Below are 24,201 nucleotides of genomic sequence, written 5' to 3' on the forward strand. Positions count from 1 at the left end.
CGTGTAGAAACAAGCGGTGAGCACGGATGACGAGGCGCGCTCGGCGGCTCGGCTCACTGTCCTGTCCGGTCCCTCCGGGGCCGGCCGGAGCAGTGTGGTCGAGGCGGTCCGGGCGCGCCTTGCGTCTGTCTGGGTGCCGGTGGTCGCCACCACCCGGCCGCCGCGCCCGGACGAGCGGGACGGCGTGGACCGCGTCTTCCTCGACCCGGGCGGCTTCGACCGCCTGATCGCCGCGGGCGAGCTGCTGGAGTGGTGCCGCATCGGCCCGTACCGCCGGGGGGTGCCCCGCGCGCCGGTGCGGGCCCGGCTCGCCGGCGGATCTCCGGTGCTGCTGCCGCTGGACCTGGCCGGCGCGCTGACGGTCCGGGCGGCGGCGCCGGACGCCCGGCTGGTGCTGCTCGCGCCGCCGGCGTACCGGGCCGACCCGGACGTCGCGGCGGCCTTCGCCCACGCCGTGGCGCACGACCGCACCGAGCGCGCCGCGGCGGAACTGGTAGGATTGCTCGGTTCGTCCTTCCTGGCTCCGGCCCGACCGCCCGCGGGCGGCGCACGAGACGCAGAGGTTTAATTCGTGGGATCCATCGCCACCAACCCCGAGGGCATCACCAACCCGCCGATCGACGAGCTGCTCGAGAAGACCACCTCGAAGTACGCGCTGGTCATCTTCGCCGCCAAGCGCGCCCGTCAGGTCAACGCCTACTACAGCCAGCTCGGTGAGGGCCTGCTGGAGTACGTCGGCCCGCTGGTGGAGACCACCCCCCAGGAGAAGCCGCTCTCCATCGCCATGCGTGAGATCAACTCGGGCCTGCTCACCGCTGAGCCCACCGACCAGCCGTAACCGCGCCCGCGCCGATGCCCGCCGAGATCGTCCTCGGGGTCGGCGGCGGCATCGCCGCCTACAAGGCGTGTGAGCTGCTCCGGCTCTTCACCGAGTCGGGTCACCGGGTCCGGGTGGTGCCGACCGCCTCGGCGCTCCGCTTCGTCGGGGCGCCGACCTGGGCGGCCCTGTCCGGCCAGCCGGTGGCCGACGACGTCTGGTCCGATGTGCACGAGGTCCCGCACGTGCGGCTCGGGCAGCACGCCGACCTGGTCGTGGTCGCCCCGGCCACCGCCGACCTGATCGCCAAGGCCGCCCACGGCCTCGCCGACGACCTGCTCACGAACACGCTGCTGACCGCGCGCTGCCCGGTGCTGCTGGCGCCGGCCATGCACACCGAGATGTGGGAGCACCCGGCGACCGTGGCCAACGTGGCCACGCTGCGCTCGCGCGGCGTCCGGGTGATCGAGCCGGCCGTGGGCCGGCTCACCGGGCGGGACACCGGCAAGGGCCGGCTGCCCGACCCGGCGGAGATCTTCGCGGTCGCCCGCCGGGCCCTGGCGCGCGGCGCCGGCGCCGAGGCCGACCTGGCGGGCCGGCACGTCGTGGTCACCGCCGGCGGCACCCGGGAGCCGCTGGACCCGGTCCGTTTCCTGGGCAACCGGTCGTCCGGCAAGCAGGGGTACGCGTTCGCCCGCGCCGCCGTGGCCCGGGGCGCCCGGGTCACGCTTGTCGCGGCGAACGTGGCGCTGCCCGACCCGGCCGGGGTGGACCTGGTCCGGGTGGGCACCACCGAGGAGCTGCGCACGGCGACGCTGGCGGCCGCCGCCGACGCGGACGCCGTGGTGATGGCCGCCGCGCCCGCCGACTTCCGGCCGGCCAGCTACGCCACCGGGAAGATCAAGAAGTCCGACGACGGTGTCGCGCCGACCATCGAGCTGGTCACCAACCCGGACATCGCCGCCGAGTTGGGGCGCGTCCGCCGCCCCGGGCAGGTGCTGGTGATCTTCGCCGCGGAGACCGACGACGCGGAGGCCAACGGCCGGGCCAAGCTGGCCCGCAAGCGGGCTGACATGATCGTCGTCAACGAGGTCGGCGTGGACAAGGTCTTCGGCGCCGACACCAACGCGGCCACCGTGATCGCCGCCGACGGCGCCGTTCACCGGCTGGCCGAGCAGCCCAAGGAGGCCCTGGCCGACGCCGTCTGGGACCTCGTCTGTCCGCGGCTGCCGTCACGTTCCTGACGGTTGGTCGGCCCGCGATCAGGGGGTCACGGCGGAACGGGGATGGCTAAACTGCCGCCGAGCGACCTTTAAAAGTCTTCACATGCTTAGGAGTGCCGTGACACGTCTCTTCACGTCCGAATCGGTCACGGAGGGCCACCCGGACAAGATCGCCGACCAGATCAGTGACGGCATTCTCGACGCGCTGCTCGCCCAGGACCCGCACAGCCGGGTCGCGGTGGAGACGTTGATCACCACCGGCCAGGTGCACGTGGCCGGCGAGGTGACCACGAAGGCGTACGCCGACATCCCGACCATCGTCCGGGAGACCATCCTCGGCATCGGGTACGACTCGTCGAAGAAGGGCTTCGACGGCGCGTCCTGCGGCGTCAGCGTGTCCATCGGCGCCCAGTCGCCGGACATCGCCCAGGGCGTCGACAACGCCTTCGAACTGCGTACCGGCGGGTCGGAGAGCGCGCTGGACGCGCAGGGCGCCGGTGACCAGGGCATGATGTTCGGCTTCGCCTGCTCCGAGACGCCGGAGCTGATGCCGCTGCCGATCGCGTTGGCGCACCGGCTGGCGCGCCGGCTCGCCACGGTCCGCAAGGACGGCACCATCCCCTACCTGCGGCCGGACGGCAAGACCCAGGTCACCATCGAGTACGACGGGCTGCGCCCGGTCCGGCTCGACACCGTTGTCGTGTCCAGCCAGCACGCGGCCGACATCTCGCTGGAGTCGCTGCTCACCCCGGACATCCGGGACCACGTCATCAACCCGGAGCTGGAGGGCCTCGGCCTGGAGACCGAGGGCTACCGGCTGCTGGTCAACCCGACCGGGCGCTTCGAGATCGGCGGCCCGATGGGTGACGCCGGCCTGACCGGCCGGAAGATCATCGTGGACACCTACGGCGGGTACGCGCGCCACGGCGGCGGCGCGTTCTCCGGCAAGGACCCGTCGAAGGTGGACCGCTCGGCCGCGTACGCGATGCGCTGGGTGGCCAAGAACGTGGTCGCCGCCGGGCTGGCCGAGCGGTGCGAGGCCCAGGTCGCGTACGCGATCGGCAAGGCCCACCCGGTGAGCCTGTTCATCGAGACGTTCGGCACCGAGACCGTGTCGGTGGCCTCGATCGAGAAGGCCGTCGCCGAGGTGTTCGACCTGCGCCCGGCCGCCATCATCCGGGACCTGCACCTGCTCCGCCCGATCTACCAGCAGACCGCCGCGTACGGCCACTTCGGCCGGGAGCTGCCGGACCTGACCTGGGAGGGCACCGACCGGGCCGCCGACCTCAAGTCGGCCGCGGGAGCCTGACCGCCGCCACGCGCCGCGACCGGCGACCCGCGCAGGGGTCGCCGGTCGCGCGCGTCTGCGTGGACGTGCCCCTGCCGCACCTGGACCGCCCGTTCGACTACCTGGTGCCGGAGGCGCTCGACGCCGAGGCGCAGCCCGGGGTACGGGTGAAGGTGCGCTTCGCCGGGCAGCTCGTCGACGGCTGGCTGCTGGAGCGCGCCGAGTCCTCCGAGCACCCGAAGCTGGCGTACCTGGAGAAGGTCGTCTCGCCGGTGCCGGTGCTCTCCCCGGAGGTGGCCCGGCTGGCCCGCGCGGTCGCCGACCGGTACGCGGGCAGCCTCGCCGACGTGCTCCGGCTGGCCGTGCCGCCCCGGCACGCCCGCGCCGAGAAGGCCGTCACCGCCGAGGCGCCGTCCGCCGACGCGACCACCGACGCCCCCGCACCTGACGGCAGCTCCGCCCCCGCGCCGTCCGCCGAGGGCCCCGCGTCCGCCGACGCGGACGCCCGGGCGGAGGTGGATCCGCGTGGCTGGCGGGACTATCCGGCCGGACCGGCGCTGCTGCGGGCCCTCACCGACGGCCGGCCCGCGCGCGCGGTGTGGTCGGCGCTGCCGGGGGAGGACTGGGCCGACCGGTACGCCGACGCGGTGGCCGCCACGGTGGCCGGCGGCCGGGGCGCCGTGGTCGTGGTGGCCGACGCACGTGACCTGGACCGGCTCGACGCCGCCCTGACCGCGGTGCTCGGCGCGGGGCGGCACGTGCGTCTCACCGCCGCCGACGGCCCGGCCCGCCGCTACCGGGCCTTCCTGGCCGCCCGGCGCGGCGGCGTGGCAGTGGTGATCGGCACCCGCGCGGCCATGTTCGCCCCGGTGGACCGGCTCGGCCTGGTGGCGATCTGGGACGACGGCGACGATCTGCACGCCGAGCCCCGCGCGCCCTACCCGCACGCCCGGGACGTGCTGCTCACCCGGGCGCACCTCGGCGACGCCGCCGCCCTGGTCGGCGGGTACGCCCGCAGCGCCGAGGCGCAACTGCTGGTGGAGACGTCCTGGGCCCGGGAGGTGGTGGCCGACCGGGCGGTGGTGCGCGCGCGTACCCCGGCCATGGCGCCCACCGGCGACGACCCGCAGCTCGCCCGCGATCCCGGCGCGGCCTCGGCGCGGCTGCCGAGCCTGGCCTGGACCAGCGCCCGGGACGCGCTGCGCGCGGACCTGCCGGTGCTGGTGCAGGTGCCGCGCCGGGGTTACGTGCCGTCGGTGGCCTGCGCGGACTGCCGGGCCCCGGCCCGCTGCCCGCACTGCGCCGGGCCGCTGGCGCTGCCCTCGGCGCAGGGCACGCCCGCCTGCCGCTGGTGCGGCCGGGTGACCGCCGCGTACGCCTGCCCGGAGTGCGGCGGGCGGCGGCTGCGTGCCTCGGTCACCGGCGCCCGGCGCACGGCCGAGGAGCTGGGCCGGGCGTTCCCGGGCGTGCCGGTGCGCACCTCGGGGCGGGAGGAGGTGCTCGCCACGGTGCCGGGCGGGGCCGGGCTGGTGATCGCCACGCCGGGCGCCGAGCCGGTGGCCGACGGCGGCTACGGCGCGGTGCTGCTGCTCGACTCGTGGGCGCTGCTGACCCGGGCCGACCTGCGGGCCGGTGAGGAGGCGCTGCGGCGGTGGATGGCCGCCGCGGCGCTGGCCCGGCCGGGTACGGCCGGTGGCCGGGTGGTGGTGGTCGCCGACGGCGCGCTCGCGCCGGTGCAGGCGCTGCTGCGCTGGGACTCGGCCTGGTTCGCCGCGCGCGAACTGGCCGAGCGGCGCGAGCTGGGCTTCCCCCCGGCGGTCCGGATGGCGAGCGTCACCGGCGTCGCCGAGGCGGTGGCCGACCTGCTCGCCGGCGCCCGGCTGCCGGGTGACGCCGAGGTGCTCGGTCCGGTGCCGGCCGACGAGGGCCGGGAGCGGATGCTCGTGCGGGTGCCGCGGTCCCGGGCCGCCGCGCTGGCCGAGGCGCTGCACGCCGCCGCCGGGCAGCGCAGCGCCCGCAAGGCCGCCGATCCGGTACGCCTGCAGGTCGATCCGCTCGTCCTGTTCTGACCGCCGGCAGCCGCGTGACACTGCGCACGCGGCCCCTCGCGCACGGTCGTGAGCTGGGGTTTGCCGCACACCTGGTCCGGCAATTGGGTAGCGGGCGGTGATAGCATCGCCCGTCATGCCAGGCGCGCGGTTTTCCCCGTGCGGGACGCGGCGCGGCGGGTGCCAGAGCACGTCGGGCCGACACGGATTCGATGTCGTCAGTCAGCCGGTGAGCAGGGGTGGACCAGTCGTGACCGTTCGTCAGTCGATCGTCTTCAACGGTGACCTCGGCAGTGGCAAGAGCACCGTCTCGGTCGAGATCGCCAAGCGGCTGGGGCTGCGCCGGGTCAGCGTCGGCGACCTCTACCGCCAGATGGCCCAGGAGCGGCAGATGACCGCCCTGCAGCTCAACCTGCACGCCGAGCTGGACCAGGCCGTCGACGGCTACGTCGACCAGCTTCAGCGCGACATCGCCGCCTCCGGTGAGTCGCTGGTCATGGACTCCCGCCTGGCCTGGCACTTCTTCACCGACGCGCTCAAGGTGCACATGATCACCGAGCCGACCGAGGCGGCCCGGCGGGTGCTGGCCCGCCCGTCCGGCCCGGCTGAGAGCTACACCTCGCTGGAGGAGGCGCGGGCCAAGCTGCGTGAGCGCAGCGAGAGCGAGCGTGGCCGGTTCATCGTCCGCTACGGCGTCGACAAGGCCCGCCTGCGCAACTACGACCTGATCTGCGACACCACCCGGGCCAACCCGGAGCAGGTCATCCAGCACGTGATCGACGTCTACGAGGGCCGGCTCGGCGCGGACGTGCTGCGCGCCGGTCAGCCGTTGCTGCTGCTCGACCCGAACCGGGTCTACCCGACCGAGGACGTGTCGGCGCTGCGGGGCCTCTGGGACGCCGACCTCGCCGCCGAGCTGGCCGAGAGCGGTGAGGAGCCGGAGCCGTTGAGCATCGGCTACACCGGCGAGTACTTCTTCGTGGTCGACGGGCACCGGCGGCTCAGCGCGGCGGTGCGCGCCGGCCTGCCGATGGTCACCGCCCGGCTGGTCGCCGAGGTGGACGAGCCGGTGGTCGGCGGGATGAGCGCTGTCGACTTCTTCACCGCCCAGACCCGGCCGGGGCTGATCCGCGACTGGGAGGACGCCCACGGAATCGCGCTGCCGCTGCCCGAGCACGCGCTGCTCGACGGCGGTCCGGTGCTGGCCGGGGAGCCGGGCGCGGGCGCCTGAGCGCCGGGGGCACCGCCACCTCGCCGTGACGGGTTGACCACGGTCGGGCGGCACGGAGCATGATGAGGGTCTCCGATGCCTGGGGAGGCGGATCGTGGACCCTGCCGACGCGCTCGCACTGCTGATGTCCCCCGAGGGTCGCGTAGACCCCTATCCGACGTACGAGCGGCTGCGCGCCCACGGCCCGGTGGTCCAGGCCGGCCCGGTCTTCTTCGTGGTCACCGGGTACGCCGAGGCCGACGCGATCCTGCGCGACGCCCGGTTCGGGGTGATGGACGACGCCCTGCGCGACCAGTTCATGCCCGGCTGGCGGGAGAGCCCGGCGATTCTGTCGATCTCCCGGTCGATGCTGCGCACCAACCCGCCCGACCACAGCCGGATGCGCCGGCTGGCGGCGGGCGCGTTCACCCCGCGCCGGATCGCCGCCATGCGCGACGTGGTGCAGGCGCAGGCCGACGAGCTGATCGACGCGATGCTCGCCGCCGAAGGGCCGGTCGACTTCATGGCCGCGTTCGCGTACCCCCTGCCGGTCGGGGTGATCTGCGCGCTGCTCGGCGTGCCGGCGGCGGACCGGCCGCTGTTCCGCCGCTGGGCCACCGACCTGACCGGCGTGCTCGAACCGGAGATCACCGAAGAGGAGCTGGCGGTGGCCGACCGGGGCGCGGCGGAGCTGCGCGCCTACTTCACCGAGCTGGTGGCGACCCGACGCCGGGCACCGGCCGACGACCTGACCACCGCGCTGGTGCAGGCGCACGACGGCGGTGACCGGCTCTCCGGCGACGAGTTGCTGGCCAACCTCATCGTGCTGCTGGTGGCCGGTTTCGAGACCACCACCAATCTGCTCGGCAACGGCCTGGTGGCGCTGCTGGAGCATCCGCGCGCCGCGGCGGCGCTGGCCGAGCACCCGGAGTTCGCCCCCGGCTACGTCGACGAGCTGCTGCGCTACGACTCGCCGGTGCAGCTCACCTCCCGGATGAGCACCGCGCCGGCCCGGTACGGCGACGTCGACCTGCCGCCGGAGAGCTGGGTGATCGTGATGCTCGGCGCGGCGAACCGTGATCCGCGCCGCTATCCGGACCCGGCCCGCTTCGACCCGTGGCGTCCGCAGGTGCACCCGCTGTCCTTCGGCGCGGGGCCGCACTACTGCCTCGGCGCGGCGCTGGCCCGGCTGGAGGCGCAGGTGGCGTTTCCGCTGCTGCTGCGCCGGCTGCCCGGGCTCGCCGTGGCCGGCCGGCCCGAGCGGCGGGTGCGGCTCACGCTGCGTGGTCACGCCACGCTGCCGGTGCGCGTGGGCCGGGAGGCGTCCCCGGTCACCGTTCCCGGTACGCCACCCGGGGCGGCCGGGCCGACTCCGTAGACTGGACGCGCATCGTTCGACCCAGACAAGGAGCCACGCCGAGTGACCGTCCAGCCCATCCGTCTGTTCGGCGATCCGGTGCTGCGCACGCCGGCCGACCCGGTCGTCGACTTCGACGCCGAGCTGCGCAAGCTGATCGCCGACCTGACCGACACGATGCGCGAGCAGAGCGGCGCCGGCCTCGCCGCGCCGCAGCTCGGGGTGGGCCTGCGGGTGTTCACCTTCGACGTCGACGACGTCCTCGGCCACCTGGTCAACCCGGTGCTGGAGTTCCCGGACGAGGAGGAACAGGACGGCCCGGAGGGCTGCCTGTCCATCCCCGGGCTCTACTTCGACACCAAGCGCCGGCAGAACGTGATCGCCAAGGGCTTCAACGGCTACGGCGACCCGTTGCAGATCGTCGGCACCGGCCTGATGGCCCGCTGCGTGCAGCACGAGACCGACCACCTCGACGGCGTGCTCTTCGTCGACCGGCTCGACCCGGCCGGCCGCAAGGAGGCCATGAAGGCGATCCGCCAGGCCGAGTGGTACGACCAGGCCGCCCCGCCCACTGTCAAGCTCAGCCCGCACGCCGCCGGCAACCCGTTCGGCCTGGGGCGGTGACCCGGATGCGCCTGGTCTTCGCCGGCACGCCGGCGGTCGCCGTACCGGCCCTGGACGCGATCGCCGCCTCCGGCCACGAGCTGCTCGCCGTGGTCACCCGTCCCGACGCCCCGGCCGGTCGTGGCCGGGGACTGGTCCGCTCGCCGGTCGGCGCGTGGGCCGACGCGCACGGCGTCGAGGTGCTCACCCCGGCCCGCCCGCGCGAGCCGGAGTTCCTCGACCGGCTGCGCGAGCTGGCGCCGGACTGCGTACCGGTGGTCGCCTACGGCGCGCTGGTGCCGCCGGTGGCGCTGGAGATCCCCGCGCACGGCTGGATCAACCTGCACTTCTCGCTGCTGCCCGCCTGGCGGGGCGCCGCGCCCGTGCAGCACGCGGTGCTGCACGGCGACGAGCTGACCGGGGCCAGTGTCTTCGAGCTGGAGGAAGGGCTGGACACCGGCCCGGTCTACGGCACGGTCACCGACGAGATCCGCCCGGCCGACACCTCCGGCGACCTGCTGGAGCGGCTCGCGCACTCCGGTGCCGGGCTGCTGGTGGCGGTGCTCGACGCGATCGGTGCCGGCACCGCCCGCGCCGTGCCGCAGCCCGCCGACGGCGTCTCGCTCGCGCCGAAGCTGACGGTGGAGGACGCCCGGGTCCGCTGGGGCGACCCCGCGTTCTCGGTGGACCGGCGCATCCGCGCCTGCACGCCCGCGCCCGGCCCGTGGACCACGTTCCGCGACGACCGGGTCAAGCTCGGCCCGGTCACTCCGGTGGCAGACGGCCCGGAGCTGAAGCCCGGGGAGCTGCACGTGGCGAAGTCCGGTGTGCTCGTCGGCACCGCCACCACGCCGGTGCGCCTCGGCGAGGTGCGCGCCGCCGGTAAGAAGGCCATGCCCGCCGGCGACTGGGCGCGCGGCGCCCGGGTCACCGCCGGCGAGGTGTTCGCGTGACGGGGCCGTCGCGCCCGGACCGGCCCGCCGAGGGGGAGCGCCCTCGCGGGTACGCGCGTGAGCACGGCGATCGTGAGCGCGGTGACCGCCAGCGCGGCGACCGGCCCGGTGCGGACCGGCGTGGCGGTGACCGGTTCGGCGGCGACCGGCGGGGTCCGCGTCGTCCGGCCCGTCCGGCCGTGGACCTGCCCCGGCAGGTCGCGTACGAGGCGATCGCCGCTGTGCACCGCGACGACGCGTACGCCAACCTGGTGCTCCCGGCGATGCTGCGCGAGGCCGGGCTGAGCGGCCGGGACGCCGCGTTCGCCACCGAGCTGACCTACGGCACGCTGCGGCACACCGGCACGCTCGACGCGATCGTCACCGACGCGGCCGGGCGGGACGTGCAGCGCATCGACCCGCCGGTGCGTGACGCGCTGCGGCTCGGGGCGTACCAGATCCTGCACACCCGGGTGCCCGCGCACGCCGCGGTGTCGTCCACTGTCGACCTGGTCCGGTCCGTCGGGCCGGGCGCCACCGGGTTCGCCAACGCGGTGCTGCGGGAGATCACCAGCCGGGACGCCGACGCCTGGGTGGCGAAGCTCGCCCCGGCGCAGGAGACCGACCCGGTCGGGCACCTCGCGCTGGCGTACAGCCATCCGCAGTGGATCGTGCGGTCGTTCGCCGAGGCGCTCGGCGGCGACATGGGGGAGACGGCCCGGCTGCTCATCGAGGACAACGAGCGCCCGCCGGTGCACCTGTGCGCCCGGCCGGGCCTGGCCGATCCGGTGGCGCTGGCCGACGAGGTGGGCGGCGCGCCCGGCGCGTTCTCGCCGTACGCGGTCTACCTGCCCGGCGGCGCGCCGGGTGACCTGCGGGCGGTGGCCGACGGCCGCGCGCACGTGCAGGACGAGGGTTCCCAGCTGGTGGCGGACGCGCTCGCGGCGGCTCCGCTGGACGGCCCGGACGGCCGCTGGCTGGATCTGTGCGCCGGTCCGGGCGGCAAGTCCGGCCTGCTCGGCGCGCTGGCCGCGACCCGGGGGGCGCGGCTCACCGCGGTCGAGGTGGCCGAGCACCGGGCGCGGCTGGTGGAGCAGGCCACTCGCGGGCTGCCGGTGACGGTGCTGCACGCCGACGGGCGTGACGTGGGCAGCGACCCGAAGCTGCCGGAGGGGCACTTCGACCGGGTCCTGGTCGACGCGCCGTGCACCGGGCTGGGCGCGCTGCGCCGCCGGCCGGAGGCGCGCTGGCGCCGCCAGCCGTCGGACCTGCCGCCGCTGACCCGGTTGCAGCGTGAGCTGCTCACCGCCGCGTTGCGGGCGGCCCGGCCCGGTGGCCTGGTCGCGTACGTGACGTGCTCGCCGCACGTGGTGGAGACCCACGTGACGGTGACCGAGGCGGCGCGGCGCTGCGGCTTCGCCGTCGACTTCGTCGACGCGCGGCCGATGCTGCCGGCCGGCATGCCGGGTCTGGGTGACGGGCCCACGGTGCAGCTCTGGCCGCACCGCCACGGCACCGACGCCATGTTCCTGGCGCTCCTGCGCAGGAACTGACCCGGCGCCGAGGCAAGGGGAGGGGCGCGGGCGGCATCCCTGTGGGGGGAGGGGGTCGGTGGGATGTGACAGCCCGTTGACTGTGCGATCGATACATGTAACTGTTCCGATCACCGGTCCCGGCACCCCGCCCGCCGAACCCCCACGAGGAGTCTCCATGAGACGCAGAACGCCGACCACGAGCCTCGCGCTCGCCCTCGTCGCCACCCTGACGACGGCGAGCCTGGCCGGCACCGCCTCCGCCGCTCCCGCGCCGGCCGCCGCCCCCGCCCCGGCCGTCGCCGCGCTCGCCGCCCCCGACGTCTCCCTGAGCAACATCCAGGCCCACCTCAGCCAGTTCAACTCCATCGCCACCAGCAACGGGGGCAACCGGCGCTCCGGCTCGGCCGGCTACACGGCGTCGGTCAACTACGTGAAGGGCAAGCTCCAGGCCGCCGGCTACACGGTCACCGAGCAGAACTGCTCCACCTGCACCTACCCGGGCAACAACCTGATCGCCGAGTGGCCGCAGGGCCCGTCGGACCAGGTCGTCATGTTCGGCGCCCACCTGGACGGCGTGGCCGCCGGGCCGGGCATCAACGACAACGCCTCCGGCTCGTCGGCGCTGCTGGAGAACGCGCTGGTGCTGGCCGCGCAGAACCCGACCATGACCAAGCGGGTCCGGTTCGCCTGGTGGAACGGCGAGGAGCAGGGCCTGCAGGGCTCCAAGCACTACGTCAACCAGCTCAGCTCCACCCAGCGGGGCTACATCAAGGGCTACTACAACTTCGACATGGTCGGCTCGCCCAACGGCGGCTACTTCATCAACCGGATCACCTCGGCCACCGCCGCGCCGCTGAAGGCGTACTGGGACTCGTTCGGCATCTCGCCGGAGGAGAACACCGAGGGCCAGGGCCGCTCCGACGACTACTCGTTCGCCAACGCCGGCATCCAGACCTCCGGCTACGCGGCGGGCGCCAGCTACACCAAGACCTCGGCGCAGGCCAGCAAGTGGGGCGGCACCGCGGGCGCGGCGTACGACGGCTGCTACCACCGTTCCTGCGACAACACCAGCAACATCAACACGACGATCCTCAACCGGGCCGCGGACGGCGTGGCGTACACGATCTGGGCGCTCGCGGTCGGCGGCGGCACCCCGGCCAACGACTTCTCCGTCTCGGTGAGCCCCACCTCCGGCAGCGTCGCCCGGGGCGGCTCCACCACCGCCACCGTCAGCACCGCCACCACCTCCGGAAGCGCGCAGACCGTGGCGTTGTCCGCCAGCGGCGCCCCGAGCGGCGTGTCGGTGAGCTTCAGCCCGTCGTCGGTCACCTCGGGCGGCTCGTCCACGATGACGGTCAGCGCCTCGTCGTCGGCCACCACCGGCACGTTCACGCTCACCGTGACCGGCACCGGCTCGGCCACCCGCACCGCCAGCTACACGATCACCGTGAGCGGCGGCAGCGGCGGCTGCACCGGCGGGCAGCTCATCGGCAACAGCAGCTTCGAGTCCGGCACCACGCCGTGGACGGCCAGCTCCGGCGTGATCACCAACAGCTCCAGCCAGGCGGCCCGCACCGGGTCGTACAAGGCGTGGATGAACGGGTACGGCTCCTCGCGTACCGACACGCTGTCGCAGTCGGTCACGCTGCCGGCCGGGTGCAGCAGCTACACGTTCTCGTTCTGGCTGCACATCGACACGGCCGAGACCACCAGCTCGACCGCTTACGACAAGCTGACCGTGCAGGTCGGCTCGACCACGCTGGCCACGTACTCCAACCTGAACAAGGCCACCGGCTACACCCAGCGCACCTTCAACCTGGCCGCGTACGCGGGGCAGACGGTCACGCTGAAGTGGACCGGGGTCGAGGACTCCTCGTTGCAGACCAGCTTCGTCGTGGACGACGTGACGCTGCAGGTCGGCTGAGCGGACACGGGCGGGGTCGGCGAACGCCGCCCCGCCCGTGGCTCAGGTGATCGGCAGCGACTTGGCGCCCGCGCCCTTCACCGAGCGGGTCAGCGCCCGCTCGGAGACCCAGAGGAAGCACTGCACGCCCCGGTCGCCGTCGCGCCACTGCTCCTCGTACGGGTGGTAGATGATGGTGCCGGCCCGGTACTGCATGTTGCCGTCGTTGGGCAGCTTCGCGTACTTGGCGATGAGCCCGCGGCACGCCTTGTGCGTGCGCAGCGGCGTGCGCTCGAACTCGGCGTAGCTGATGTCCGGCGCCTGGTAGACGCCGACGAACTCGGCGTGGTGCTTCGCGGTGCAGGACACCGGCCGCATCGCCTGCACGTCGTTCTTGCTCATCTTCGGGTTGAAGCAGCCCAGCGCCAGCTTCGAGCCGGGCTTCAGCGAGCCCCGCAGGCTGCCGGTGCGCTCGGCGACGTCGCCCTGGTCCAGGTCGGTCACCTCGGCGACGTCGCAGCGATACCAGCGGGCCCCGCCGGACCAGGCCAGCGCGGAGGGGAAGACCACGGACAGCCGCAGCCGCCCGGAGCGCCAGTCCCCGCCGAGGGCCCGGGTGACCTGCCGGGCGCAGTCGCCGTGCGCGACGCGCATCCCGGCCGAGCCGGCCGGCGGCGGAGCGGAACGTTCCGCCTCCGGGCCGCTCATCGTGCCGACGTGCAGCGTCTCGGCGCGGTGCGTGGCGGCACAGTCGACCGGCTGGTAGCCGCTGAGGTAGCCGACGTCGGCGACGGTGGGGTGACAGGCGCCGCTCTGCGGCACGAAGCCGACCGGTGCGGCGAACGCGGGCCAGTCGTCGGTCAGGTCGCGGTCCACCCCGGCCGGCGCGGCGCACCCGCCGAGCGCCAGCGCCGCCACCGTTGACACGGTGACCGCCACCCACCAACGCCGCATCGCGACCGACCTCCCCCGCGCGTCCGGAGCCGACCGGTACGCCTCGGCGGTGCAGCATACGGCAGTCGATCAGGTCACCGGGAGTCCCTCGGGACCGGCGCCGCGTACCGAGCGGTTGAGCTTGCGGTCGTCGCTCCACAGGAAACAGCGCACGCCCCGGTCGCCCTCCTCCCACTCCCGTTGCGAGGGCGGGTAGAAGATGGACCCGGCCCGGTACGGAAGCTCCGCGTTGTCCGGCACGTCGGCGAACGCGGCGATCAGTGTCATGCAGCGCCGGTGCGTGGAGGGCGCGCCCTTGGTGAACTCCGCCCAGCTCATGTCCTGTTCCTCGTACACGCCGACGAACTCCGCGCGGTGCGGTTCGGTGCAGAGCACCGGGGCCATGTAGTTGAGGTTCTGGCCGATCAGCTTCGGGTCGAAGCACCTGTGCACGAGCGGGTTGTCGCCGACCAGCGCGCCGCGCAGGCTGCCCACCCGGTTGACCGGGCGGGTGTTGTCGATGCTGTCGGTCTCGGCCAGGTCGCAGCGGAACCAGCGCGCGCCGGCGCCCCAGGCGGCGACGGTCGGCAGTGCGATGTTCAGCGTGAGCCGGGCGGCGTGCCAGTCCCCGCCGATCATCTCGCGGGCCCGCTGGTCGCACTCGGCGCGCGCGGTCCGCAGCGCCGGGGTGCCTGGCTCCGGGCGGGCGCCGAGCGCGGCCGGCCCGGTGAACGTGCCGACGTGCACCGTCTCGGCCAGGTGGCTGCCCGCGCAGTCGACAGTCTCGTACGTGGCGGCGGCCACCACTGTGGTGAGGCGGGGCAGGCACGCGTCGGTGGCCGGGACGAACAGTCGTGGCGCCGGCAGCGCCGCCCAGTCGTCGATCAGATCCCCGTCGGCCCGGTGCGCCTGCACACAGCCGGCGAGCACCGCCGTCGCGGCGCCGGCCAGCGCGAGCACGTGGAGCCACCGTCGCATCGTCCGCCCCTTCCGGGAGAGATGACAGCCGGTCGCCACAGGCCCGACCGGTGTCCCCCGCGCCCGGGCGTGCAGCATACGTGACCGTCCCTGTAGGAGTTTCGTCATCTTTCAATCGATCGGCCAGTCACCGGCGACTATTCGTGCCGATTTTTGCTCCGGACGGCCGGATGGTGCACCGGGGGTGACGGAAGGATCACCGCTTGTCGTTCCGGGAGCCGTGCCGCGACCTCCGGATCACCGCGTTCGTACACTGGCCCGGTGACCGTACCGCCGCCCATCGTCGCGCCGAGCATCCTGGCCGCCGATTTCGCCCGCCTCGCCGACGAGGTCCGTGCCGTGGAGTCCGCCGCCGACTGGCTGCACGTCGACGTCATGGACAACCACTTCGTGCCCAACCTGACCATCGGGCTGCCGGTGGTGCAGAGCCTGCGCGCCGTGACCGAGATCCCGTTCGACGTGCACCTCATGATCACCGATCCGCGTCGCTGGGCGCCCGGGTACGCCGACGCCGGGGCGTACAACGTCACGTTCCACGCCGAGGCGTGCGACGACCCGGTGGCGCTCGCGAAGGATCTGCGCTCGGCCGGTGCGAAGGCGGGCCTGGCGATCGACCGGGACACCGCGATCGAGCCGTACCTGGAGCTGCTGCCGAGCTTCGACACGCTGCTGATCATGACGATCAAGGCCGGTTTCGGCGGCCAGCGTTTCCTGCCGCAGCTGCTGGACAAGGTGCGCGCCGCCCGCCGGCACGTCGACAGCGGCCACCTGGAGCTGCGCATCGAGGTCGACGGCGGCATCGCCGCGGACACCATCGAGCAGGCCGCCGCGGCCGGCGCCGACGCGTTCGTCGCCGGCACCGCCGTCTACGGCGCCGACGATCCCGCGGAGGCGGTACGCCGCCTGCGTGGCCTGGCGGAACGTGCGATGACCGGGGCCTGAGGTGGACGCGGCCGACGAGCGACCCGACGTCATCCTGGTCGTCGACGACGACGAGGACATCGCCCGCTTCGTCGAGTTCAACCTGCGCCTGCACGGTTTCGAGGTGCTGCACGCCAGCGACGGCCAGGAGGCGCTGGAGATCATCGAGCGGCAGCGGCCCGACCTCGCGGTGGTGGACCTGATGATGCCGCGCGTCGACGGCCTGGAGCTGACCCGGCGGCTGCGCGCCGACCCGATGACCTCCGCGCTGCCGGTGATCATGCTGACCGCCAAGGGGATGACCCAGGACAAGGTCAACGGGCTGAGCGTCGGCGCCGACGACTACCTGGTCAAGCCGTTCGACACGCTGGAGCTGGTGGCCCGGGTCAACTCCACGCTGCGGCGCAACAAGGAGTTCCGGGAGGTCTCGCCGCTGACCGGCCTGCCCGGCAACAGCCGCATCCGGCGGGAGATCAGCGACCGGGTCCGCAACGGCGTCGACTACGCCGTCGGTTACATCGACATCGACCGGTTCAAGAGCGTCAACGACCGGTACGGCTTCGTGCGCGGCGACGAGTTCATCTCGGCGCTGGCCCGCAGCCTGCACCGGGCGGTGGTGTCGATCGGGCTGCCGCCGGCCTTTCTGGGGCACGTCGGCGGCGACGACTTCGTCATCGTCTGCACCCCCAGCCAGGTGCGGCCACTGACCAGCCGGGCCGTCGTCGACTTCGAGAAGGCCGCGGACGCCCTCTACGACGCCACCGACCGGGAACGTGGCTTCGTCGAGCTGAAGGACCGGCGCGGCAACATCCGCCGCGCCGCGCTGGTGACGCTCTCCATCGGCGTGTCGTTGTCGGATTCCGGCAAGCGCTTCACCGACCCGCTGGAGGCCATCGCGGTGGCCTCGGAGATGAAGACGGTGGCCAAGAGCCAGCCCGGGTCGTACGTGGCGGTGGACCGCCGCCGCGGCGTCACCTGAGCGCGCCTGTGAGGTAGCTCGCCTCTGTGGCGCGCACCCGGGCGGAACGTGTAAGACTTCCCGTGTACCCACCACGCGCTGGCGGGGCTCGGTGAAATTCCGAACCGGCGGTGATCCACGGTCCGACCGTGGTAAGCCCGCGACCCGGACGGCTTCGGCCGGACGGTGGACCTGGTGAGAATCCGGGGCCGACGGTTGGGGTGCGGCTCGTCCGCCCCCAGACAGTCCGGATGGGAGACAGCGCGCGGAACGGGGGAGGCCCCTGCCGGCCGCTGAGCACCCTCAGCCGCCGCGTGGGCTCCCCGGGGTCGGCGTCGCCGTCCCCGGGTTCTCCGCCGCCGCGTGTCCGCGGCTTTCGTGGCCGTTCCTCCCGAACCCGCCCGCGCGCGACCGGCGAGCGGGAGGACAGGCGGCCATGGCGAGCGTCTCCGTCGACGAGGCGATGCGTCGTGCCATCGAACTGGCCGCGCGCGGCCTCGGTGCCACCAGCCCCAACCCGGTCGTCGGCTGCGTGCTGCTCGACGCCGACGGCGAGGTCGTCGGCGAGGGCTTCCACGCGTACGCCGGCGGCCCGCACGCCGAGATCGTCGCGCTGGCCCAGGCCGGCACCCGCGCCCGCGGCGGCACCGCAGTCGTCACGCTCGAACCCTGCGACCACACCGGCCGCACCGGCCCCTGCAGCCACGCGCTCATCGCCGCCGGGGTGGCCCGCGTCGTGGTCGCCGTGCCCGACCCCAATCCGGTCGCCTCCGGCGGCGCCGCCACGCTGCGCGCCGCCGGGGTCCAGGTGACCCTCGGGGTACGCACCCAGGAGGCCGAGGCCGGCAACGTCGCCTGGCTCACCTCGATGCGCCGCGGCTGGCCGTACCTGATCTGGAAGTACGCGGCGACGCTCGACGGGCGCTCCGCCGCCGCCGACGGGACCAGCATGTGGATCACCTCCGAGGCGGCCCGGATGGACGTGCACGCCCTGCGCGGCACCGTCGACGCGGTGCTCGCCGGGGTGGGCACCGTGCTCGCCGACGATCCCCGTCTCACCGCCCGCAACCTGCGCGACGGCACCATGGCCATCCGGCAGCCGCTGCGGGTGGTGGTGGACAGCTCGGGGCGTACCCCGGCCGACGCCCGGGTCCGCGACGGCGCCGCACGCACGTGGGTGGCCACGGCCGCGGAGGTCGGCGCCGGGCCGGACGGCCGGGTCGACCTGGCGGCGCTGCTCGCGGAGCTGCACCACCGGGGCGTGCGGGCCGCGCTGCTGGAGGGCGGCCCCACGCTGGCCGGCGCGTTCCTCGCCGCCGGCCTGGTCGACCGGATCGTCGGGTACGTCGCGCCGAAGCTGCTCGGCGCCGGTCCCACCGCGCTGCTCGACGCCGGCGTGAGCACCATCGCCGACGCCATCGACCTGGAGATCACCGACGTTACGCGGGTCGGTCCCGACCTGCGGATCACCGCGCTGCCCCGGAAGAGGGAGGCCTGACATGTTCACCGGCATCGTCGAGGAGCTGGGCGAGATCGTCCGGAGCACCGAGACCGGCGACGACTCCGCGCTGGTCGCGATCCGCGGCCCGCTCGTCACCTCGGACGCCCGGCACGGCGACTCCATCGCGGTGAACGGCGTCTGCCTCACCGTTGTCGACGTCGACGGCGGGGTGTTCACCGCCGACGTGATGGGCGAGACGCTGCGCCGCACCGCGCTCGGGGCGCTGCGCCCCGGCGACCCGGTCAACCTGGAACGCGCCGCCGCGCTCAACAGCCGCCTCGGCGGGCACCTGGTGCAGGGCCACGTCGACGGCGTCGGCGAGGTCGTCGCCCGGGAACCGGCCGCGCAGTGGGAGACCGTCCGGTTCCGCCTGCCCGCCGGCCTGGCCCGGTACGTGGTGGAGAAGGGCTCGATCACCGTCGACGGCGTGTCGCTGACCGTGGCGGAGGCCGGCGACGACTGGTTCTCCGTCGGGCTGATCCCCACCACGCTGAAGCTCACCGTGCTCGGCACGAAGCAGGTCGGCGACCCGGTCAACCTGGAGGTCGACGTGCTGGCCAAGTACGTCGAACGGCTGCTCGGCGACCGCGGCGCGGGGAGTGTGCGGTGATGGGCCCGCTCGGCTGGCTGCTCGACGCCCAGGTGCACGTGGCCGGTTCGCCGGTGCTGGTCCGGGAGATCGTCGGCAACGGCTTCGGGCTCGCCTCGGCGCTGCTCGGGCTGCGCCGCGTGGTCTGGGCCTGGCCGGTCGGCATGATCGGCAACGCGCTGCTGCTCACCGTGTTCCTCGGCGGCGTCTTCGTCACCCCGCAGGCGCACGACCTCTACGGCCAGGCCGGCCGGCAGGTCTTCTTCTTCGCCGTCAGCGTGTACGGCTGGTGGCGCTGGTCGCGCAACCGGCGCGCGGGCGGCGGGGACGAGCCGGCCGTGGTGCCGCGCTGGGCCACCTGGCGGGAGCGGCTCGGACTGCTCGTCGCGGCCGTCGTCGGCACCGCCGCCGCGTACCCGGTGCTGGCCGCGCTGGGCTCGTGGGGGCCGCTGCCGGACGCCTGGATCCTGGTCGGCAGCCTGCTCGCCACCTACGGCATGGCCCGCGGGTGGGTCGAGTTCTGGCTGATCTGGATCGCCGTCGACGCGGTCGGCGTGCCGCTGCTGCTGCGCGGCGGCTTCTACCCGTCGGCCGCCATGTACCTGGTCTACGGCGCGTTCTGCGCCGCCGGCCTGTACAGCTGGTGGCGCACCTCCCGGGCCGTCGCGACCGCGCCCGCCCCGATCCCGGCGACGTACTCGGAGGCAGTGGCATGACCACTTTCGGTTCGATCGAGCAGGCGGTGGCGGACATCGCCGCCGGGCGCCCCGTGGTCGTGGTCGACGACGAGGACCGCGAGAACGAGGGCGACCTGATCTTCGCGGCCGAGCTGGCCACGCCGGAGCTGGTCGCGTTCATGGTCCGCTACACCTCCGGCTACATCTGCGTGCCGCTGACCGAGGACGAGTGCGACCGGCTGGACCTGCCGCCGATGCACCACACCAACCAGGACCGGCGCGGCACCGCGTACACGGTGACGGTGGACGCCCGGGAGGGCGTCAGCACCGGCATCTCGGCCGCCGACCGGTCGCACACCATCCGGCTGCTCGCCGACGCCGCCACCGGCCCGACCGACCTGGCCCGGCCCGGTCACGTGGTGCCGCTGCGCGCCCGCGCCGGCGGGGTGCTGCGCCGCCCCGGGCACACCGAGGCGGCGGTGGACCTGACCCGGCTGGCCGGGCTGCGCCCGGCCGGGGTGCTCTGCGAGCTGGTCAACGACGACGGCACCATGATGCGCCTGCCGGACCTGGAGAAGTTCTGCGCCGAGCACGGCCTGACGCTGGTCACCATCGCGGACCTGATCGCCTACCGGCGGCGTACCGAGAAGCAGGTCGAGCTGGCCGCCGAGGCCCGGATGCCCACCCCGTACGGCGTGTTCCGGGCGCTGGGCTACCGCGCCGAGCACGACCCGGCCGAGCACGTCGCGCTGGTCATGGGCGACCTCGGCGACGGGCGGGACGTGCTGGTGCGGGTGCACTCGGAGTGCCTCACCGGCGACGTGTTCGGCTCGCTGCGCTGCGACTGCGGGCCGCAGTTGCAGGCCGCGCTGGCCCGGGTCGCCGCGGAGGGCCGCGGCGTGGTCCTCTACGTGCGCGGTCACGAGGGCCGGGGCATCGGCCTGCTGCACAAGCTGCAGGCGTACCAGCTCCAGGACCAGGGCCGCGACACCGTGGACGCGAACCTCGACCTGGGCCTGCCGGCCGACGCGCGCGACTACGGCACCGGCGCGCAGATCCTCTACGACCTGGGCGTCCGCTCGATGCGGCTGCTGACCAACAACCCGGCCAAGCGGGCCGGGCTGGAGGGGTACGGGCTCACCGTGACCGGGCGGGAGGGGCTGCCCGTGCGGTCCAACCCGGAGAACGTGCGGTACCTGCGCACTAAGCGGGACCGGATGGGGCACCTGCTGGACGGACTGGACGAGGTGACCGAGGCGCCGATGGGCCGCCCGGTCGCCGGTGACGAGATCGGAGCGTAGGGCGATGGCGGGTTTCGGTGAGCCGGGCGTGACCGCGGTGGACGCGGCCGGGATGACTGTCGGCGTGGTGGCCGCCCGGTGGCACGGCGAGCTGACCGACCACATGACCGAGCGTGCGGTGGCCGCCGCGCAGGCGTGCGGGGCGCGGGCCGTGGTGGCCCGGGTGGCCGGTTCGGTGGAGCTGCCGGTGGTGGCCCAGGCGATGGCGCGCCGCTTCGACGTGGTCGTCGCGCTCGGCGTGGTGGTACGCGGCGCGACAGCGCACTTCGACTACGTCTGCCAGTCGGTCACCGAGGGGCTGACCCGGGTGGCGCTGGACGAGGGCAAGCCGGTGGCGCACGGGGTGCTCACTGTCGACACCATCGAGCAGGCCCGGGACCGGGCCGGGCTGCCCGGCTCGGCCGAGGACAAGGGCTGGTCGGCGACGGTGGCCGCGCTGGACGCCGCGCTGGCCGTCCGCGCCCTGGACGCCCAGTCCGCCCACCGGGTCGGCTTCGCCTGACCCACCCGGCCCGTCACCGGGGGCGGCTGGAAGAATCGCCTTCCGTGAAGACGTTCGAGGAGTTGTTCGCCGAGCTGCAGGCCAAGGCCGCTGCCGGCACCCCGGGCTCGGGCACCGTCGAGGCGCTCGCCAAGGGCGTGCACTTCATCGGCAAGAAGGTCGTCGAGGAGGCGGCCGAGTCGTGGATGGCCGCCGAGCACGAGGGCCCGGAGCGGGCCGCCGAGGAGATCTCCCAGCTGCTCTACCAGGCGCAGGTGCTGATGCTCGCCACCGGCCTGGAACTGAAGGACGTCTACCGACATCTGTGAGTGCCCGTCCGCTGATCACCCGATCGAACGAAGGAGCACTCCCATGCTGCGTGTCGCAGTACCCAACAAGGGCGCCCTGGCCGAGTCGGCCGCCGGGATGCTGCGCGAGGCGGGCTACCGCCAGCGCACCGACCCGAAGGACCTGGTCTGCCGGGACGAGCAGAACGACATCGAGTTCTTCTACCTGCGCCCCAAGGACATCGCCACCTACGTCGGCTCCGGTGACCTGGACGTCGGCATCACCGGCCGCGACCTGCTGATCGACTCCGGCGCGCCGGCCGAGGAGATCGTCGACCTCAACTTCGGGCGGGCCACGTTCCGGTTCGCCGCCCGGCCCGACGACGTCGCCTCGGTCCAGCAGCTCGGCGGGCACCGCATCGCCACCGCGTACCCCGGCCTGGTCGAGCGGCACCTGGCCGAGCTGGGCGTCAAGGCCGACGTGATCCGCCTCGACGGCGCGGTGGAGAACGCCATCCGCCTCGGCGTGGCCGACGTGGTCGCCGACGTGGTGGAGACCGGCGCGACGCTGCGCCAGGCCGGCCTGGTGGTCTTCGGCGAGCCGCTGCTGCGCTCCTCGGCGGTGCTGGTCCGCCGCGCCGGCGCGCCCGCCGGCGCCCAGCAGGAGCAGCTGCAGCGCCGGCTGCACGGCGTCCTGGTGGCCCGGCGCTACGTGATGCTCGCCTACGACGTGCCGGCCGGACTGCTCGACCGGGCCAGCTCGCTGACCCCGGGCATCGAGTCGCCCACCGTCTCGCCGCTGCACCGGGAGGGCTGGGTCGCGGTGCAGGCGATGGTGCTCCGCGACGACGTGCACCGGATCATGGACGAGCTGTACGAGCTGGGTGCCCGCGCGATCCTGGTCACCAACATCCACGCCTGCCGGCTGTGAGGCCGCTGCCGCTCCCGGCCGCGCTGGGCGTTGTCGTCCTGGGTGGCATGGCCTCGGCCGCCCAGGGCGTGGTCAACGCCGAGCTGGGGGAGCGGACCGGCGATCCGGTCCTCGGCGCGGTGGTCAACAACCTCGGCGGCTGCCTGCTGGTGCTGGCCGGGATCGTGGCGCTGCCCTCGATGCGCGCCGGGCTGGCCGCGTTGCGCCGCTCCGGGCTGCCCTGGTGGACCTACCTGGGCGGCGTGGGCGGCGCGGTGATCGTGCTGGTCGCGCCGGTGGTGGTGCCGGTGCTCGGGGTGGCGGTGTTCACGATCGCCCAGGTGGCCGGCGGCAGTCTCGGTGGCCTGGCGGTGGACCGGGCCGGGCTGGCCGCCACCGGCCGGATGCCGCTCACAGTGCCCCGCGTCGGCGGGGCGCTGCTCGGCGTCGGCGCGGTGGCCCTCGCCCAGCTCGGCCGCCCGGTCGGTGACCTGGCGATCGGGCTGGTGCTGCTCTGCGTCCTGGGCGGGCTGGCGGTGGCGACGCAGTCCGCGCTCAACGGCCGGGTCGCCGCCTCGGTCGGCCCGGCCGCCGGCCTCGCCGTCAACTTCGCGGTCAGCACCGTGGTGATCGGCGCGGTCGCGGCGCTGACCGGCGCGCTCGTCACCGCGCCCCGCTGGCCCGGCCAGTGGTGGCTCTACGTCGGCGGCCTGCTCGGCGTCGGCATCGTGCTCTCGCTGCTGGTCGGGGTACGCGCCGCCGGGGTGCTGCGCACCGGCCTGGCGCTGGTGGCCGGGCAGCTCGGCGGCGCGCTGCTGCTGGACCTGGTTCTGCCCGGCGGCCCCGGCGTCCGGCTGCCGGTGCTGGCCGGCGCCCTGCTCACGCTGCTCGCCGTGGTGGTCACCGGGCTGCGCCGGCGCGGCCCGGACCGTGTGGCGGCCGAAGGCGCGCGCCAACCGGATGGCAGACTGGTCGGGTGAGCGATTCCGTGGTGACCGTGCGACCCCGCCGCGTCCGGGTCGTCTGCTGGGTGTCGGCCGTCACGTTGTTCGTCGTGTTCAGCCTCGTCGCGACGTCGCTGACCGGCGCCACCGGCAACGGCTACGGCACGTTCCAGCGCGGCGACCAGTTCGCCATGATCGGCCTGGGCGTCTTCGGCGCGCTCGGCTTCCTGCTGTTCACCCGCCCCCGCGTGACCGCCGACGCCAAGGGCGTTCGGGTCCGCAACGTGATCAGCTCGTACGACCTGCCCTGGGAGGTAATCCGCGGGGTCCGGTTCGACAGGGGCGCCCCGTGGGCCAGCCTGGAGCTGCACGACGACGACCTGCTGCCGATGGTCGCGTTGCAGGCCGCCGACAAGGAGAGCGCGGTCGAGGCGGTCCGCGCGCTGCGCCGCCTGCACCAGGCGCACCTGGCGGCGCTGTCCGCCGGCCAGTCGACACCCCGCTGACCAGGGAGCCCGGTTTGGGCGGGCCTGGGCCGAGGGTGTAGTGTTGCGGAGTCGACCAGACTGCCCCCGTCCCTGACGCGTGGGCGGTCTTGAAGCGGAGCGCCCGCTCCCACCCGAGTCGCCGCCACGGTGGCCGGGTCCGGTCCCCGGTTTCGGGCACGTCCCGACGCCGGATGCGCGATCCTGTGATCGTGCCGACCGGTCGAGTGGGCCCTGGCATATGCCGGGGCCTTCTGCTTTCCGGGTCGGCTCCCGCCCGGGAGCCCGCGGAGTCGGCACGGAGAAGACTCGACTCGAGG

Annotated in this window: 24 protein-coding genes and 1 riboswitch; of the genes, 22 read left to right on the forward strand and 2 right to left on the reverse strand. The window is 74.3% G+C overall.

Annotated elements, in window-relative coordinates; all coding sequences use genetic code 11:
• The first annotated feature begins 16 nt into the window (after positions 1 to 16).
• The 11 genes from MicB006_RS26995 (at position 17) to MicB006_RS27045 (ending at position 12,937) form a co-directional block, all read left to right on the forward strand.
• Complete coding sequence (locus MicB006_RS26995; RefSeq protein WP_116509904.1) at positions 17 to 568, forward strand: guanylate kinase; 552 nt, start codon at positions 17 to 19, stop codon at positions 566 to 568.
• 3 nt (positions 569 to 571) lie between these two features.
• On the forward strand, positions 572 to 838 hold the full coding sequence (rpoZ, locus tag MicB006_RS27000; protein ID WP_025617742.1) for a DNA-directed RNA polymerase subunit omega: 267 nt from the start codon (positions 572 to 574) through the stop codon (positions 836 to 838).
• Positions 839 to 852: 14 nt separating this feature from the next.
• Positions 853 to 2,061, forward strand: coding sequence for a bifunctional phosphopantothenoylcysteine decarboxylase/phosphopantothenate--cysteine ligase CoaBC (coaBC, locus tag MicB006_RS27005; RefSeq protein WP_116509906.1), 1,209 nt, complete (start codon positions 853 to 855; stop codon positions 2,059 to 2,061).
• Between the two features lie 82 nt (positions 2,062 to 2,143).
• Positions 2,144 to 3,349, forward strand: a complete 1,206-nt coding sequence (gene metK, locus MicB006_RS27010; protein ID WP_116509908.1) for a methionine adenosyltransferase — start codon at positions 2,144 to 2,146, stop codon at positions 3,347 to 3,349.
• Positions 3,350 to 3,408: 59 nt separating this feature from the next.
• Entirely contained in the window at positions 3,409 to 5,397 is a 1,989-nt protein-coding gene (locus MicB006_RS27015) for a primosomal protein N' (RefSeq protein WP_116509910.1), read from the forward strand.
• A gap of 229 nt (positions 5,398 to 5,626) precedes the next feature.
• A complete protein-coding gene (locus MicB006_RS27020; RefSeq protein ID WP_116509911.1) occupies positions 5,627 to 6,607 on the forward strand; it encodes an AAA family ATPase in 981 nt (326 codons plus the stop codon).
• Between the two features lie 124 nt (positions 6,608 to 6,731).
• Positions 6,732 to 7,964, forward strand: coding sequence for a cytochrome P450 (locus MicB006_RS27025; RefSeq protein WP_370013510.1), 1,233 nt, complete (start codon positions 6,732 to 6,734; stop codon positions 7,962 to 7,964).
• Positions 7,965 to 8,006: 42 nt separating this feature from the next.
• Positions 8,007 to 8,567: a peptide deformylase gene (def, locus tag MicB006_RS27030; RefSeq protein ID WP_043324943.1), complete on the forward strand. Its 561-nt coding sequence runs from the start codon at positions 8,007 to 8,009 to the stop codon at positions 8,565 to 8,567.
• A gap of 5 nt (positions 8,568 to 8,572) precedes the next feature.
• On the forward strand, positions 8,573 to 9,499 hold the full coding sequence (fmt, locus tag MicB006_RS27035; protein WP_116511858.1) for a methionyl-tRNA formyltransferase: 927 nt from the start codon (positions 8,573 to 8,575) through the stop codon (positions 9,497 to 9,499).
• On the forward strand, positions 9,496 to 11,031 hold the full coding sequence (locus tag MicB006_RS27040) for an RsmB/NOP family class I SAM-dependent RNA methyltransferase (RefSeq protein WP_116509915.1): 1,536 nt from the start codon (positions 9,496 to 9,498) through the stop codon (positions 11,029 to 11,031). Before fmt ends, MicB006_RS27040 begins: the two co-directional genes overlap by 4 nt.
• A 157-nt stretch (positions 11,032 to 11,188) precedes the next feature.
• Positions 11,189 to 12,937, forward strand: coding sequence for a M28 family metallopeptidase (locus MicB006_RS27045; RefSeq protein WP_116509917.1), 1,749 nt, complete (start codon positions 11,189 to 11,191; stop codon positions 12,935 to 12,937).
• Positions 12,938 to 12,979: 42 nt separating this feature from the next.
• Here the strand turns inward: MicB006_RS27045 and MicB006_RS27050 are convergent, their stop codons facing one another.
• The gene (locus MicB006_RS27050; RefSeq protein ID WP_116509919.1) at positions 12,980 to 13,870 is read right to left on the reverse strand and encodes a septum formation family protein; all 891 of its coding nucleotides are present in this window, start codon (positions 13,868 to 13,870) and stop codon (positions 12,980 to 12,982) included.
• A 69-nt stretch (positions 13,871 to 13,939) separates the two neighbouring features.
• On the reverse strand, positions 13,940 to 14,827 hold the full coding sequence (locus MicB006_RS27055) for a septum formation family protein (protein ID WP_073827701.1): 888 nt from the start codon (positions 14,825 to 14,827) through the stop codon (positions 13,940 to 13,942).
• Positions 14,828 to 15,088: 261 nt separating this feature from the next.
• Between MicB006_RS27055 and rpe the strand changes: the two genes are divergently transcribed.
• From rpe to MicB006_RS27110, 11 genes are all read left to right on the forward strand, one after another.
• Positions 15,089 to 15,769, forward strand: coding sequence for a ribulose-phosphate 3-epimerase (rpe, locus tag MicB006_RS27060; protein WP_116509921.1), 681 nt, complete (start codon positions 15,089 to 15,091; stop codon positions 15,767 to 15,769).
• Between the two features lies 1 nt (position 15,770).
• Complete coding sequence (locus MicB006_RS27065) at positions 15,771 to 16,727, forward strand: response regulator (protein ID WP_073827702.1); 957 nt, start codon at positions 15,771 to 15,773, stop codon at positions 16,725 to 16,727.
• Between the two features lie 73 nt (positions 16,728 to 16,800).
• Positions 16,801 to 16,973: riboswitch (FMN riboswitch) on the forward strand.
• 169 nt (positions 16,974 to 17,142) lie between these two features.
• Positions 17,143 to 18,204, forward strand: a complete 1,062-nt coding sequence (ribD, locus tag MicB006_RS27070; protein WP_116509923.1) for a bifunctional diaminohydroxyphosphoribosylaminopyrimidine deaminase/5-amino-6-(5-phosphoribosylamino)uracil reductase RibD — start codon at positions 17,143 to 17,145, stop codon at positions 18,202 to 18,204.
• Between the two features lies 1 nt (position 18,205).
• The gene (locus MicB006_RS27075; protein ID WP_073827704.1) at positions 18,206 to 18,817 is read left to right on the forward strand and encodes a riboflavin synthase; all 612 of its coding nucleotides are present in this window, start codon (positions 18,206 to 18,208) and stop codon (positions 18,815 to 18,817) included.
• Complete coding sequence (gene pnuC, locus MicB006_RS27080; RefSeq protein ID WP_073827705.1) at positions 18,817 to 19,512, forward strand: nicotinamide riboside transporter PnuC; 696 nt, start codon at positions 18,817 to 18,819, stop codon at positions 19,510 to 19,512. The genes MicB006_RS27075 and pnuC overlap by 1 nt, the downstream gene beginning before the upstream one ends.
• Positions 19,509 to 20,774 (forward strand): bifunctional 3,4-dihydroxy-2-butanone-4-phosphate synthase/GTP cyclohydrolase II, encoded by a 1,266-nt coding sequence (locus tag MicB006_RS27085; protein WP_073827706.1) that lies wholly within the window; start codon positions 19,509 to 19,511, stop codon positions 20,772 to 20,774. Before pnuC ends, MicB006_RS27085 begins: the two co-directional genes overlap by 4 nt.
• A gap of 4 nt (positions 20,775 to 20,778) precedes the next feature.
• Complete coding sequence (gene ribH, locus MicB006_RS27090; protein WP_116509925.1) at positions 20,779 to 21,276, forward strand: 6,7-dimethyl-8-ribityllumazine synthase; 498 nt, start codon at positions 20,779 to 20,781, stop codon at positions 21,274 to 21,276.
• A gap of 26 nt (positions 21,277 to 21,302) precedes the next feature.
• The gene (locus tag MicB006_RS27095; protein ID WP_198039659.1) at positions 21,303 to 21,584 is read left to right on the forward strand and encodes a phosphoribosyl-ATP diphosphatase; all 282 of its coding nucleotides are present in this window, start codon (positions 21,303 to 21,305) and stop codon (positions 21,582 to 21,584) included.
• A gap of 43 nt (positions 21,585 to 21,627) precedes the next feature.
• A complete protein-coding gene (hisG, locus tag MicB006_RS27100) occupies positions 21,628 to 22,473 on the forward strand; it encodes an ATP phosphoribosyltransferase (RefSeq protein WP_073827708.1) in 846 nt (281 codons plus the stop codon).
• Complete coding sequence (locus MicB006_RS27105; protein ID WP_116509926.1) at positions 22,470 to 23,432, forward strand: DMT family transporter; 963 nt, start codon at positions 22,470 to 22,472, stop codon at positions 23,430 to 23,432. The genes hisG and MicB006_RS27105 overlap by 4 nt, the downstream gene beginning before the upstream one ends.
• Complete coding sequence (locus MicB006_RS27110; protein WP_192900142.1) at positions 23,429 to 23,902, forward strand: PH domain-containing protein; 474 nt, start codon at positions 23,429 to 23,431, stop codon at positions 23,900 to 23,902. Before MicB006_RS27105 ends, MicB006_RS27110 begins: the two co-directional genes overlap by 4 nt.
• Positions 23,903 to 24,201: the final 299 nt, after the last annotated feature.

This window comes from Micromonospora sp. B006 (genome assembly GCF_003408515.1).
GTDB classification, from domain to species: domain Bacteria; phylum Actinomycetota; class Actinomycetes; order Mycobacteriales; family Micromonosporaceae; genus Micromonospora; species Micromonospora echinospora_A.